Source organism: Flavobacterium sp. (assembly GCF_047602195.1).
Classification (GTDB): Bacteria; Bacteroidota; Bacteroidia; order Flavobacteriales; family Flavobacteriaceae; genus Flavobacterium.
Genome location: NZ_JASGHW010000004.1, coordinates 1962966 through 1978400, shown reverse-complemented (window position 1 = coordinate 1978400; position 15435 = coordinate 1962966). Strand labels below are relative to the sequence as shown.

Annotated in this window: 8 protein-coding genes; 1 reads left to right on the top strand and 7 read right to left on the bottom strand. The window is 48.5% G+C overall.

The features are described 5' to 3' along the window. Positions 1 to 100 precede the first annotated feature (100 nt). The gene (locus tag QM717_RS14935) at positions 101 to 1012 is read left to right on the top strand and encodes a bifunctional metallophosphatase/5'-nucleotidase (protein ID WP_415038603.1); all 912 of its coding nucleotides are present in this window, start codon (positions 101 to 103) and stop codon (positions 1010 to 1012) included. On the opposite strand, the gene QM717_RS14930 is transcribed toward QM717_RS14935, so the two are convergent. From QM717_RS14930 to QM717_RS14900, 7 genes are all read right to left on the bottom strand, one after another. After that, positions 998 to 1690, bottom strand: a complete 693-nt coding sequence (locus QM717_RS14930) for a lysoplasmalogenase family protein (protein ID WP_415038601.1) — start codon at positions 1688 to 1690, stop codon at positions 998 to 1000. The two genes, QM717_RS14935 and QM717_RS14930, sit on opposite strands and share 15 nt — an antisense overlap. 105 nt (positions 1691 to 1795) lie before the next feature. Next, the gene (locus tag QM717_RS14925) at positions 1796 to 2530 is read right to left on the bottom strand and encodes a lysoplasmalogenase family protein (protein WP_415038599.1); all 735 of its coding nucleotides are present in this window, start codon (positions 2528 to 2530) and stop codon (positions 1796 to 1798) included. Positions 2531 to 2539: 9 nt separating this feature from the next. Next, positions 2540 to 3220, bottom strand: a complete 681-nt coding sequence (locus QM717_RS14920) for a lysoplasmalogenase family protein (RefSeq protein WP_415038597.1) — start codon at positions 3218 to 3220, stop codon at positions 2540 to 2542. Next, positions 3210 to 5213, bottom strand: a complete 2004-nt coding sequence (ligA, locus tag QM717_RS14915) for an NAD-dependent DNA ligase LigA (protein ID WP_415038596.1) — start codon at positions 5211 to 5213, stop codon at positions 3210 to 3212. The genes QM717_RS14920 and ligA overlap by 11 nt, the downstream gene beginning before the upstream one ends. A 303-nt stretch (positions 5214 to 5516) precedes the next feature. After that, the gene (locus tag QM717_RS14910; protein WP_415038594.1) at positions 5517 to 7451 is read right to left on the bottom strand and encodes an OmpA family protein; all 1935 of its coding nucleotides are present in this window, start codon (positions 7449 to 7451) and stop codon (positions 5517 to 5519) included. A gap of 12 nt (positions 7452 to 7463) precedes the next feature. After that, positions 7464 to 8390, bottom strand: a complete 927-nt coding sequence (locus QM717_RS14905) for a type IX secretion system membrane protein PorP/SprF (RefSeq protein ID WP_415038592.1) — start codon at positions 8388 to 8390, stop codon at positions 7464 to 7466. A gap of 42 nt (positions 8391 to 8432) precedes the next feature. After that, on the bottom strand, positions 8433 to 15047 hold the full coding sequence (locus tag QM717_RS14900) for a gliding motility-associated C-terminal domain-containing protein (protein ID WP_415038590.1): 6615 nt from the start codon (positions 15045 to 15047) through the stop codon (positions 8433 to 8435). Positions 15048 to 15435: the final 388 nt, after the last annotated feature.

The window sequence follows — 15435 nt, the reverse complement described above, 5'->3', positions numbered from 1 at the left end:
GCGGGGCACGAGCGAAGCGAACTGGCGAAGCAAATAGCTCCTAAAAAATCAAATGAGATTCCTCCTGCGTCGGAATGACAGCACGGAAAAGAGATAATAAATGGAAAGAAGATACTTTATACAAAAAACCGCCGCAGCCACTGCATTGGCAGGAATGGGCTTGTCGCTGAGCAGTTTCGGGAATGCGCCGAAAGTGAAACATTTGACGGTGTTGCACACCAACGACGTGCACAGTTACATCGACCCGTTTCCGGCGAACCACCCAAAAAACCCGAATATGGGTGGCGTGGCGCGTCGTGCGGCTTTGATCGAGAGCATCCGCAAGGAAAACCCGAATGTGTTGCTGCTCGATGCGGGCGATATTTTCCAGGGCACGCCCTACTTCAATTATTTTGGCGGCGAACTCGAGTTCAAACTCATGAGCCTGATGCAGTATGATTTGTCGACGATGGGCAACCACGATTTCGACAACGGCATCGAAGGGTTTTATGCACAATTGCCCAATGCGAAATTCGATTTCGTGTCGGCCAATTACGATTTCAAGAACACTGTTTTGAATGGTTTGGTGAAACCGTACAAAATCTTCGTCAAGGACGGCATCAAGGTAGGCGTTTTTGGATTGGGTGTCGAGCTCGACGGCTTGGTCGATCCGCGCAATTACAAGGAGACGAAATACCTCGATCCGGTGGGTATTTCGCAGGACATGGCGCGTATTTTAAAACACGAACAAAAATGCGATCTGGTCATTTGCCTCTCGCACATCGGTTACCAATACAAGAATGAGCCCGATAAGATTTGCGACATGAAATTGGCCACCTTGACCAAAGACATCGATTTGATCATCGGCGGACATACGCATACGTTCCTGGACAAACCTTCGGTGGTCAAAAACGTGGAAGGCAAAGAGGTTTTGGTCAACCAGGTGGGTTGTTACGGGGTGAATTTGGGACGGATTGATTTCTATCTCGAATCAGGAAAAGCCACGGCCAATGGGCGTTCAATAATCGTCTGACCGCTTGCCGTTCTGTTCGGCTTCGAGCACGAATTTGTAAAACGTAAAATGCGCAAAGGCAAAGATGAACGCCGAGAGCGGCTTGAAGGCGATGTTACTCAAATAATACTTCTCGATCATAAACAGGAACACGAGCACGATGAACAACAGCGTGCTGATCGCGAGCCAGGAGTTGGCTTTATTGTCATTCATCACATAATTCGACAACGCAATTCCGGCGAGTCCGGCAATGAGCAATCCGTTGATGATGGTCGGGTAAAAACTCGGCGAATCAGAGGTCATCGTAAGGTTGATCAGGCACGAAAAGATAAACAGGAATGGCAAGGTCGCGATAATGAACGGCACCCACAGGATCGTATCGACCAATTTGACCACCACGATGATGCTCAGGATGCGGTAGACCATGAATGCGATAATGCCGTACAGTAGGAAATCCTGCGATTCCGATATAAAGAACACATTCGAAAACAACGCGAATACCAAAGCCGAAATGTACAACGGGCTTTTTTTGGCCGATGTCAGCACATACCAGACAATTAATGTAGGAATAAGCGTCGGTTTGAGAAAAAGGATGGTCGTCTTGAGCGAAAAGAATTCCGAAACCACCAAAATGGCCGCAATTGCAAAGTAGATTTTTGCAATGAGATTAGGGATTCTATTGCTGGCGGTAGTATCCACAAATGCTTGTTTTATCGAGGGTTGTTTGAATTCTGGGTCGAATATCCCGCTATCTCTAAAAGGAATATTTTGGGAATTGTTTAAGCACTTTAAATGTACAAAAAACTAGGCACTCTTTTGTTTGATTCCGCTAATATTTTGATGCCGAACCAGTTTGTTTTCCTCAATCAGGATGAACTTGTACAACATGAATTGGCCCGCCACATACAGCAACATCGCGAGCGGCTGGAAAATATTGAGCGACACATAAAACAACCGGATCACGAACAAGAATTGCGTAAAGGTGAACAACATCGTACTGATGAGCAGATACGTATTGGCCTTGTTCGACTTGAAAATGTAATTGCCCAGCGACAATCCGCCGAAGAAAATCGTAAAAATCCCCTGCAACAAAAACAGCCAAAAACCATCTTGCTGATCCTCATAGGTCAACGCAATCACAAAAAGATAAATGAACAGAAACGGCAAACAGCCGATCAGCAGCGGAAAAATCCCCGGTACGCGAACCAACTTGATGACCAGGTAAATAATCAAAATGCGGTAAGCCGTAAAGAAAAGCGTTCCGGTAATGATGTAATTGAAATCCTTCGAAATAAACAGCATATTGGCCGTCCAGGTAAAGAGCAAGGCTGTCAGGAAAAACAGGTTCTTTTTGGGTGAAGTATACAGATAAAGTGCCGCAAGCAAAGGCATCATGAGCGGTTTGGTGCACATCACCAGATTGGTATCCTTGAGAAATTCGGCCACGATCTCGACCGTCGACACCAAAAAATACAGCGCGATGATCAGGTTCACGACCTTGTTCCTGTTGGGATGATTTGCTCCGATTGCCTGTTCCATATCTCTGAATTAAGCCGAAACCTTGGCCGGTATTTTTCGGTTGGTGATGTATTTCACAAAGAAAATATAGGTAAAGAATTGCATGCCCGAATTGATGTAACTCAGGATCGGGATGTGAAAATGCTCATTATACATCACATAAAACACATCCGAAACCAGACAGCAACCGCAGGCCACGAGCATGTAAAACCCGGAAATTGACTTGCCCGCGAGGTAATTGTAGACCGAAAGCGTCACCATCAGCGACAAGGTGATGCCGTAAATCGAAAACGGCACGATAAATTTCCTGCCTTCCATCGACTGCAGATCGAGCACCAGGTACAACATCAAGGCATGACCTGCGGCGACCAAAATCGACAACAACACATTATTGAGGTTGACTTTGGCCTTGAGCATATCGAGCACAATAAATCGGATCAAAATGAGATAAGACAGATAATACGGCACCATCACATACAACGGATCGGTGATCTTGAGCAAAATGACGGTGTCGCCGATGAAACTCAAAATAATGACCATCGTAAACAAAAAATCGACGCGTTTGGTCTTGGTCAGGTAATAAAAATAAACCGCCGGAATAATCATCGGTTTGGACAGCAGCAACAGCAGCTCGTTGTCGATGATGATCGCAAACAACGCCGTGATGCACGCCACAAAATAAAGATAATACGCGATGGTTTTAGTTTTCATCTAACAGCTTGATAAAATCATCTTCCGAAATGATTGCAATTTTGAGCTGGCTGGCTTTTTCGAGCTTGGCCGGCCCCATGTTCTCGCCCGCCACGACATAATCGGTTTTGGCAGAAATCGAACTGCCGACCTTTCCGCCGTTGTCCTCGATGGCTTTCTTGAGTTCGTCTCGCGAGAATTTTTCAAACACACCCGAAACCACGAAAGTTTTCCCAGCCAGCTTATCGGTGGCATCCGGATTGATCGTCTCGACGATTTCCAATTGTACGCCATGGCTTTTCAACCGTTCAATAATAAGTCTATTTTCTTGATTTTCAAAGAACTCAATTACACTTTTTGCAATGCGGTCGCCGATTTCGTCCACGAGGACCAAATCCATCAGGTTCGTCTGCTGCAAATTGTCGATATTTTTGTAATGCTTGGCCAATTTTTTTGCGACAGTTTCCCCTACGTAACGGATCCCGATCGCATACAGCACGCGTTCAAACGGAACATTCTTCGACTGCTCGATGCCATTGACGAGATTCTCCGCCGATTTCTGCGCCATGCGTTCCAGCGGCAGAATCTGTTCGATTCGCAATTCGTACAAATCGGCATAATTCTGTACGAGCCCATTATTGTACAAAAGCGCCACGGTTTCCCCGCCCAAACCTTCGATATCCATTGCCTTTCGCGAAATGTAATGCTGGATCCTGCCGATGATTTGCGGTGGACAACCATAGAAATTCGGACAATAATGCTGGGCTTCACCGGCATTTCTGATCAATTCGGTTTGGCATTCCGGACAATGCGTGATGTATTGTGTAGGCACCGAACCATTCGGTCGTTTGCTCAAATCCACGGCGATGATTTTCGGGATGATTTCGCCGCCTTTCTCTACAAAAACCGTATCGCCGATGCGGATGTCGAGTTTCTCGATCTGGTCGGCATTGTGCAACGATGCGCGTTTGACGACCGTTCCGGCGAGCTGTACGGGTTGCAGATTGGCCACCGGCGTAATGGCTCCGGTCCGTCCGACTTGATACGAAATCGAATTCAATACGGTAAAAACCTGTTCGGCCTTGAATTTATAGGCAATGGCCCAACGCGGCGATTTGGCCGTGTAGCCCAGTTCTTCCTGTTGGTGCAGTGAGTTGACTTTGATGACCACGCCATCGGTTTCATACGGCAGGTGGTGGCGGTGCTGGTCCCAATATTCGATAAATCCGAAAACCTCGTTCAGATTTTTAGCAAGCACCGCTTCTTTCGGGACTTTAAAACCCCATTGTCTCGCGTGTTCCAAACCTTCAAAATGCGTTTTGAATGGCAAATTATTTCCAACAATCGAATACAACAAACAATCGAGCGGACGTTTGGCTACTTCCGAGGAATCCTGCAATTTCAAGCTTCCAGAAGCGGTATTTCTCGGGTTCGCGTAAGGCGTCTCTCCTATTTCGATCAATTCCTGGTTCATTTTTTCGAAACCGGCGAGCGGCAAGATGATTTCGCCTCGGATGTCAAATTTCGGTGGAAAATCGCCTTTGAGATGCAATGGGATCGATTTGATGGTTTTGATGTTTGTCGTGACCTCATCGCCTTGAAAACCATCGCCACGTGTCACGGCCTGTTTGAGCTTGCCGTTTTCATAGGTCAGGTTCATCGACGCACCGTCGTATTTGAGTTCGCACGTATATTCTACGGCAACATTTCCCAAAGCACGTTGAATCCTCGCTTCCCAATCCTGCACGTCTTCTGTCGAATACGAATTGTCGAGCGAATACATGCGGCTTTCGTGCACCACCGTCTTGAAATTTTTCGTAACCATCCCGCCGACACGCTGCGTGGGCGAATGCTCGTCGAAGAATTGCGGGTTTTCGGTTTCTAGCTTTTCGAGTGTCTTTAGTTTCTGGTCGAAATCGAAATCGGAAATCGTGGGATTGTCGAGTACGTAGTAATTATAGTTGTGTCCGTTGAGTTCGTCTCGCAGGGATTGGATTTGCTGTTGGATGTCCATTGGAGTGTGGTAATGAAATTTCGGTTAAATTTAAAAAAGTTTGGCCACGAATGCACGAATTTGTTTTGTAATATTTTAAAGGATAATTTACGGGTTCGCGTGAGGGATTGCAGCGAAAATCCTTTTGCGAAGAATGAGCAAAAGATTGTAGCGAAAAGCCCGACGGTTGCGCAATGCAATGGAGCAACCGGCACGCCCAAACTCAGAAACTCAGGCGCTCAGCTTCTCAGGCACTAAACAAAAAAAAACCGCCCACCCGAATAAACGGAATGAGCGGCCTCCTGGAAATAATCTCAACAAAACTTACTTCTGGATTATGATAAAGTCGGATCTTCTGTTCTTGAAGTGTTCCGCCTCGGTGCACTTGACACCGTTCTTACATTTGTTTGTGAGTCGGCTTTCGCCGTACCCAATGGCGCTTTCGATTCTTGTTGAGTCGATTCCTTTTGAGATGATGTAGGTTTGCGTCGACTTCGCGCGGTTGTCGGACAGTTTCATGTTGTAGGCATCTTTCCCGCGTGAATCGGTGTGCGATTCGATCTTGATCTTGATGTTCGGGAATTTCTGCATGATGAAGACCACTTTATCGAGTTCTTCTGCGGCCTGCGGCGTGATGTCCCATTTGTCGTAGTTGAAGAAAATCGGGTTGACGGCAACTTTTTCGACACCTTTGTCCTTGACCACGAGATCGTCGTAATTGCTGAGCTCGAAGTTGACGTTCGGGATTTCGTTATCGTTCTTGCCGATGGTTTCGACTTCTTTCTCATCGGAACTGTGGTTGGTTTTGGACGCGATCAGTTTGTATTTCTTCTTGCATGGCACGGTGACTTTGTATTTGCCTTCGTTGTCGGTGGTCGTTTCGGTCACGAGATCGCCGAATTGGTCGTAGGCTTTGATCGACGCGCCCAAAATCGGCAGTTTCGATTTCGAATTGATGACGATTCCCGAAATGTGTTCGTTGCACACCGGTTTGACTTTCGTGAAATAATACAGATCGTCATCGCCTTTGCCGTTGAGACGGTTCGACGAAAAATAACCGTAGCTGTCTTTCGGCTCGACGATGTAGGCAAAATCATCCTTGTTCGAATTGATCGGGCTTCCTAAATTTCGCGGTTCGGAAAAATTGAGCGGCGCGGTGAATTTGGATTCGTAAATGTCCAAATCGCCCAATCCGTAATGCCCGTCGGAAGAAAAATACAATTTTCCGTTGCTGAAAAACGGAAACATCTCCTCGCCGATTGTGTTGATGTTCGGTCCGAGATTCTGCGGCGTACCCATCGTTCCATCGGTAATGGAGACGACGTACAAATCGGTGCCGCCCATTCCGCCCGGCATGTCCGAAGCAAAGAACAGCCATTTGCCGTCTTCACTGAGCGCCGGATGGCCGACTGAATACGAATCGCTGCTGAAGAACATTTTCTCGGGTTTGCCCGCTTTGTTGCCGTCGATGTTGACTTTGAGGATCTGGAAATTGTTCGTACGCGACTTGTCGATGACGAGTTTGTCGTTTTTCTTGACGATGTTGGCCGTGAAATAAACCGTTTTCCCGTCCGGACTGAACGTCGCCGTGGCTTCGTGGTATTTCGTCATGATGTCGGGCAGGAAAGCGGTTTCGGCAAACAGCGATCCGTCGACGGCGTTGCGCTCGGCAACATAGAGATCGAGGAACGGCTGTTTATTCCAACTGTACAATTTCTCGTTGAATTTGGTCGTGTCCTTGGCCGAAGCGTAGACAATCTTTTCACCATAAAATGCCGCACCGAAATCGGATTTGGGGGAATTGATTTCCAATCCTTTGACGGTATAGAGCGGCGTGGCCGAAGCCAGACTGTCGAGCGTTTTCTTTTGGTTCATGTAACGCGCGATTTCCTTTTGGTCGCCTTTCTTCTGCAGGTATTCCTTGGTGAGCTTGTCGGCCTTGGCATAATCGGTGACGCCCTTGAGCGTCTGGATGTAGCGTAGGAAATATTCCTCGCTCATTGTCTCGCCCTGGATGTCGTACAATTTCTGGTACCATTTGAGCGCGTTGCGGTTGTCATCGATGTTGTAATACGAATCCCCGGCGCGCTTGATCGCTTCCATCGAAGGGTTTTCGGCCGTGGCCAGGTATTCTTCATATATTTTGGCCGCATCTACAAACGCGTAGGTTTGGAATAATTTGTCGGCCTTCTTGAGTTTCGTCTGTGCAAAAGTCGCCGTCAAACAAAACAACAAACTGAGTAGAACTAACTTTTTCATGATTGTCTGGTTTTAGAAAAATCTCGGGGATTTGATTTGACTGGCTTTTTTGACCAATTGGAAACGGAGGATGATTTCATGCGATCCGTCATTGTATTTGTTCAGATCGGTTACGGTGTAATCGTAGGCGTAACCGGCGTACAGGCTCGGTGTGATCTGGAATCCGGCCAGCGCGCTGATCGAATCGTCGATGCGGTGCGAAACCCCGAGTGTCAATTTTTCCTGGATCAGGAAATTGGCCGACACATCGACCGTAATCGGCGCTCCGCTCACGAGTTTCCCCATGACGGCGGGTTTGAATTTGAGGTTTTCGGTCAAATCGAACACATAACCACCGATGGCGTAATAGTGCAAACGGTCGGACAACACGGCTTCCTTGACGTCATCGTAATATTCATCGCGCAGGAAACTCGGTACCGAAATCCCGGCATACCATTTTTCGGTGTACAGGTACAAGCCTGCGCCGAGCGACGGCTTGGTTTTGCTGATGTTGTTGTTGAGCAAAACGTCGGATTCGTCATAGTAGCGGCCTTTGCTCCAGTCGACGTTCATCGAACGCATCCCGGCTTTGGCCCCGAAAGCGAGCTTCATGTCGTAATTGAGGTTCAGCGTATACGAGGCGTTGGCTTCTAGATAAAGTTCGTTCGATGGGCCGAGTTTGTCGTTGATGACGCTCAGACCCAATCCGATTTTTTCATTCGACAAAGGCGAATCGATCGTGAGTGCCTGTGTTTGCGGCGCACCGTCGATGCCCGTCCATTGTGAACGGTGCAAAAGGGTCGCTTCGAGTACACCCGCCGAACCCGCATAACCCGGGTTGACGGTCATGGTGTTGTACATGTATTGCGTATATCCGGGCTGTTGCTGTGCCGTTGCCGTGACAGCAATCAATGCAATCCACAAAATATAAGCGTTGTTGAGATTTATATGCAGTTTCATATCTATACTATTTAGTTAATAAAAAACGGGGCGGCTTGGCCGTTATCGCGTAATCGACAACCAGCCAGATTTTGGTTTGCCACCCATTCCCAAGTCGAGCGTGTAGTAATAAGTACCGGTCGGGAGCTTATCGTCCTTGTTGACCGCGCCAGAAACATTGGCGGTGCCGTCCCAGTCGTTGGCGTAGCCCGATTGGCTGTAGACCAACGCACCGTAGCGGTTGTACACTTCGAATTTGTTGTTCGGGAAGTTTTCGATGCAATCAATCCTGAAAGTATCGTTCGAACCATCCTCGTTCGGGCTGAACTCGTTGTACACGATCAGGCAAATCGGCGAAGTAAAGGCTTCCGCACTGTTGTTGCCCGGATCGATGTCATCGGGATTCGTGGTCACGATGGTTGCGATATTGAGGTAATTGCCGGTGGGCAGTACCGTCACGCTGACCGTGAGAATGGCAGTTTGATCGGCTTCCAAAAGCGGAATTGTCCACGTACCGCTTACATTGCTGTAAGTTCCTACCGAGGCGGCAGCGCTCACGAAAGCGTAGCCGTTCGGCAAGGTTTCGTTGACGTTCAGGTCGTGGAATTCACCACTTCCTACGTTGTTTACGGTAATCGTAAACGTGACGATGTCGTCGATGTTCGGTGTTGGATTGTCAACCGTTTTGGTAATCGTCAAATCGGAACAAGTTTCAATATTGATGTCGCGGTCGGCATTGGTAATACCGCTGCAACTGTTATAGTAAGATACGTCTACATTTCCTTGCCCCATGGCCATCCAGGCGACGCGGGCATAGTTATCGGTGAGTTGTCCCCCTTGGACAATCGTTCCGTTGGGTGAAACCGTCCAGACATAATCGGTCATGCCGGCTTCGGTGGTGTAAGTCACTTCTTCGAATACACATTCTATGGCCTCGCCACCTGAAAGCGTTGCAGGGATATTTCCGCCAAAGCTTACAGTGATGGCCAATCTGACGCCGCTTTCACAACCGCTGATCGGATCGGTCAATGAGGCATAGTAAATTCCGGTGGCAAGTGCCGTAGAAGACGCCACCACATTCCCGCCAGTCGATGCATTGTACCAAGTGACATTGGCTTCATTGACCTGGATATCGGCTACCGTTGGGTTGTCGGTGATACAGAAATCCTGAGAATCATCGATGGTCGTCGGTGTAGGCACGTTGATGATGGCCACGGTCACCGCCAATCGGATCGAGCTCGCACAACCTGAAGCCGCATCGAACGAAACGTAATAAACACCACCGTTGGTCAATGCGGTATCGGGTGTCAATTGGTTTCCGCCAGTGGCTGCGTCAAAGAACACCACATTGGCTTCGTTGACTTGGATGTCGGCCACGGTTGGATTTTGTGATTGACAAAAATCCTGCGTATCATCATTGGTGGTTGGCGTTCCGGCATCATTGATGTCGACAGTTACCACCAAGCGAACCGAACTTTCACAACCCGTCACCGAATCGAAAGCCGCAGCATAATAAACCGCTCCGTCAATCAAGGCAATATCGCCGGTCAATTGGGTTCCTCCAGTTTGGGCATTGTACCAAATGACTCCGGTTTCGTTGACCTGAAGATCGGAAACGGTTGGCAAATCGGCCACGCAGAAACTTTGGGTATTGCTATTGGTCGTTGGCGTGGCCGGATCGGTGATTCCGATAGTGACGGCCAATCTGGTCGCGCTTTCGCAACCCGTGTTTGGATCTACAATCGATGCATAATATGTAACACCGTTGGCCAAAGCATCGGTCGATGCCAAAGCCGTTCCTCCGGATTCAGCATTGTACCAGATTACACCAGTTTCATTGACTTGGATATCGCCAATAGTTGGATTGTTTACCAAACAGAAATTTTGATTGGCATTATTGGTCGTTGGTGGATTGGTGTCATTGATGTTGATCGTCACGGCCAATCTTTCGGAGCTTTCGCATCCGGTTGTTTGTTCAAAAAGGGCTGCATAATAAGTTGCTCCGTCAACCAAAGTAGTCGTTGAAGCCAAACTATTGCCTCCGGTTTCGGCATCATACCAAATCACACCGGTTTCGTTGACTTGGATATTGGCAATCGTTGCATTGGCAATCAAACAGAAATCCTGGGTAGAACTATTGGTCGTCGGCGCATCGGGATTGTTGATGTTGACCACCACCGCCAATCTTACCGAACTTTCGCAGCCTGTCACCGCATCGGTCAACGAAGCGAAATAAGTGGATCCGTTGACCAGTGCATCGGTAGTCAACAAAGGCGTTCCTCCGTTTGGCGATAAGTACCAGACCACATCGGGTTCATTGACCTGAATGTTGGCCACCGTTGGGCTGTCGATCAAACAAAATTCTTGTGTTGCGTTGTTGGTCGTTGGCGTTCCCGCATCATTGATATTGACCGTGATGGCCAATCGGGTCGAACTGCCGCAACCGGTCGAGGCATCGAACGCGGCATAATAAATCGCATCGTCTACCAAAGCGGTATCGGCAGGCAGCAAGTTCCCTGCGGTTGGCGCGTCGTAGAAAATCACGCTCGGTTCGTTGACCTGAATGTCGGTGATCGTCGGATTGTTGGCCACACAGAAATCCTGGGTTGTATCGTTGGTCGTTGGCGTTCCCGAATCATTGACAATGACGGTCACTTCCTTGAAGTTGCCATTTTGATTGAGACAGGTTGTACCGCTGACCAGTCCGACATAATAGGTATAAGGCGAATTGGTCACGGTCAAACCGGAAATGGACAATACCCCCGAAGCTGAAATCGTATACGTCGCTCCGCCCACTACACTTCCACTCACTATCGGTTGCGAAGTATCGTTGGTGAAATACCAGCTAAATTCAGGATTGGCCAAGGTGGTCGTCGGTGTCAGTACCGCATCGGTTCCTTGGCACACCAAGGTATTGTTGGCATTGATGTCGGTCGGTTGCGATGACGGTAGAATCGTAAACGTAACCGAATCGCGATCGGGTTCGGCCGTAGGGCAATACTCATCGGAGCTTACCCCTACGTAATACGTATAGGTTCCCGGCGCCAAGCCGGTCAAGGTAAGCGTCGAACCGCTTTGGTTTGGAATCAACGTTTGTGTCGTTCCGTCGAATGAATACCAATAGAAAATCGGGTTGGTAATCGTCGCGGTCGAATCTAAGGTCGCCGATAAGGTAATATCGGTTGTATCGCAGAACGTCGTTGCCGTCCCGCCATTCAAGGTAATATCGGTAATCGCGGTTGGCGGAGCAGTTTCCCCAACGACGATCGTCACCGGTCCACGACTGTATGTTTCACAACCAAAACGAACCGGCTGGATGTAATACGTGTAGGTTCCTGCGGCCAAGGTCATCGGTACGGTAAAACTCGTTCCGGTGGAGACTACATTTCCACCTGTTTCGGCGTCGTACCAAACATAAGTCGTACACGGTTCCGGAGTGACATTCAAGGTAATCGTTTGTCCTTGGCAGACATTGATCGTATTGGTTTCATCGGCACCATTGACCGAAGTATCGGCAAATCTCCTGATGTCGTGTACGCGCAATTGATCGAGCACCGTCGCCACGCCACCAAAACGGATCTTGATGCGATCGTAAACGACCGTCTGCGGGCTTACGATTACCCGGGCATTTCCTCCACCGAGCAAATTCAGGGTCAACAACGAAGACGTATTGTCGATGACTGGCGTCACCGGTGTGTTGCCGTTGTACATCTGGATCGTAAATCCGGCGAGCAGGTTCAAATTCAGAACCGTAGAAGGACGCGAAAGAATGATTTCCAGTCGGTCGCCCGGCAACGTCGGCGTGCGGAAAGAAACGGTCAAATCGGCTGCGGCCAAAACCCCGGCACCGCTGAACATCGTCGCAAACGAACTGACATCGCTGTCCACCGAATTGAACGGATTGGCCACACCAACCGTACTCGTCGCAGCACCGACCCCAAGGTCGACCGCGCCGCTGAATACATCTTCGACATCACCAGCACCACAGGCTACCTGGGTTACAATCCTATCATAATAGGCTTCGTAAACTTTGACGTTTTGGGCCACGCTAACGAGCGAACCTACGATAATCCTGACCCCATCATAAGCCTTCGGGCCTGTGTTGTCGGAAGGGACAAACGTAAATTCGAAATTGTTGTCGCCCGCAAGCAAATCGGCCAAAGAGCCCGAGACGGGTTGGATGGTTCCAATATCAACCGGAATTCCCGCGCCATTTCTTTTGGTTCCGATGACAGAATATGCACCAGCGACAACCAATCCGCTGTATTCCGAGCCCAGTTTGACGGTCAGCGGGGTTCCGGCCGATATGGTAGTATTCCATTGCAAGGTTTGCCAAGTAGTTCCGATGCCGAGCAAACCGATTCCGGTTGTAATCGTGGAAAAAGTTTGCGGATTGCCATCGATGGCCTGGGCGGCATTGGCAACACCTCCGGTAAGGATGGAGCTCCAGCTTTGGGTGTTGGCGTACACCCTTTCGGTCAGCGGCGGGCAATTGGCCGGATCAATCACGACTACCGAAACACTTCCGCTGTCAGAGCAATTGCCATTTGAGGCAATCGCGGTGAAAGTATAGAATCCGGCAGCGGTAAACGGTCCGTAGGTATTTGAAGGCAAGGCATTCCCTTGGGCATCATACCAAGTGATTGGCGCATCGGCTGTGGCTTCGAGCGTGACCGAAGTACCGAGATTGACTACGAGATTGGCATTGGCAATCGTCAAAACCGGTTGCGGACTGACCGTTACTTCGACTTGCTGGATGGAAGAAGAACAACTGCCACTCAAGCTTTGCATCTGGATGTAATAGGTTCCGCTTGCGGTGATTGCTGAAGCGGCTTCGGTCGTGATCGGATTGTTATTGCCGTCGAAAAATAAATATTGGATGTCGCTTGAACTGTCGAAATTGACAATGGCATCGGAAAGATCGACGCTTCCACAGCCTGTCATCGTCGGTGTTACCGTCAAGATCAATGCGGACGAATAATTAACGGTCACCGCCTTAAGCGTGTTGGCTACATTTTCACAAAGCCCATCGACCGTCAGTGAGATGCAATATTGGTAAGGCGAATTGACGGCTGTAAGCCCACTGATCGAAAGCGCCCCAGTCGTGTCATTCTTTACATAAGTCACCCCGGGATCGCCGGCATAGCCTGTGGTGATTTCCTGGGTTTTCTGCTGGTCTTTGTAATATTTGAAAACCGCACCACCGATGGAGGAAGAAGGCGACAAAGTAACGTTTCCATTGCAGGCGCTGAAAACATTCGCGATCGAAATATCATCGGCGACAGGCAAATCAACAACGGTAACATTGACACGAACCCTTTCCGATTCTTCGGTACAGCCAATCCTTCTTGCCGCTACATAGAACGAGGTATTTTCGGTAAGCACTGGGGTCACGAAAGGTTGTCCCGATGCGATTACGGCCAAAACAGTTCCGCCAGTAGGTTGTGCATACCAAACCAATTCGGTTCCGGTGCCGCTTTCAGCCACGAGTGATGCCGTCGAGCCTTCGCAAATTCTTGGGTTTAGCGTGAACAGGTCATTGATGACCGGTCGTGCCGGGCCACGGGTTACCCCAAATAAATCGAGGCTTTGGGTGAGTTGTACATTCAAAAGCGAATTGTATCGGATCACGACCCTATTGATGGCTCCATTGGGAAAAAATGGAATGCGGGCGACTTGGTTGCCTTGCAGCAAGGTGAGCAAATCAAGATCGAGCAAAGCGCCCAGATTTTCGGAATGCACGAGATTCGGCCCATTGTACCCCAGGATTTGAATGTTGTTGACCACACCCAATCCCAGTAAAGCCGGCGGAATTCGCATCCTGACATAATATTGATCGGTCGGTTCGAACAAACCATCGAAGTAGACCGTTTGTTCGATTGAGGCCGCTACGGCCAATACGCCGAGGCTCAATCTCGAATAATTGTTCGGGTTCGCGTCGATGGCAAAATGCGGATTGGCCACTCCTGCCCCGCCAAGACCGAGCAAATCGAGATTCAATCCAGCGCCGTCAAAAGAGGTAAACGATGGTCCGCCGCAAACATCCTGCGTACCGATGTAAAATACCTCGTAAACATCGAGCCGTTTGACATTGTTGAGCCCGACGAGCGAACCCAATCGATTGGTCAAGCGGATCCGGTCATAATCCTGTGCAGGCGTGATCGCGATGAAATACTCGTTGGCCGCATTGACCACAATACGAAGCCTCGGGGAAGCAAAAGCATTGGTTACCTGGCTTTCGCCCGTAAGCACCGGCGTGTTGCCCATCTTGGCCTGGACGGTAAATTCCTGGTTTCCGATCAGCACCGTACCGAGCACATCGGACAATAACCCTCCGAGGCTTCCGCCCAATAAGGAAGGCAACAGGTTGTCATCGGTGTTGATCTTGACATAAGAAGTGGTGTTGGCTGGTACCGTTGCAGGATATTGCAATTCGAGGTGACCGGTGTAGGCTCCAATTCCGACCAGGATTCCAGAACTGGCGCGGATTCTTGCTCGTGTAGTAGGATTGCCGTCGGTAGCACTTGGGGCGGAATCGACATTGTCCTGGCTTGAAATCGTGTTGGCGTAGATTGGGACAGATTGTCCTCTTACGCTCAGTTGAAAAGAAAGCGATAGGATGAAAACAATCACATATCGCCATTCAACTTTTCGTCGAACGGAAGTAATAAAATCCATAAGCATATAATTAAGTTAATATTGAGATTTGAGACTATTTTAAAAACTTATTATTCTATGTGCTTGTGTGGTATTTTTTCTTTTGTGTTTGTTTTTGAATTATTTATATATTGTTTAAGGCATTTTTAAACAATTTAATATATATTTGTTTTTGTAATGTTTGTGATTCTTGGTAAGAACAATAATGATTCTTTATCTATCGTTACTACATTAATAAGGAAGAAACCCCTAATTCTACCTCCAAACCAAAACAAAGTTTTAGTTCGAACTAATCTACTTTTTATTGCGGTGTCATTAAAAAAATTACCACAATTGTGTGAATATTTTTTTTAATCAATTGCTTGCTGATTACACCTTCGCCAGGGTTGGATCAGGCCGAGTTTTTAAA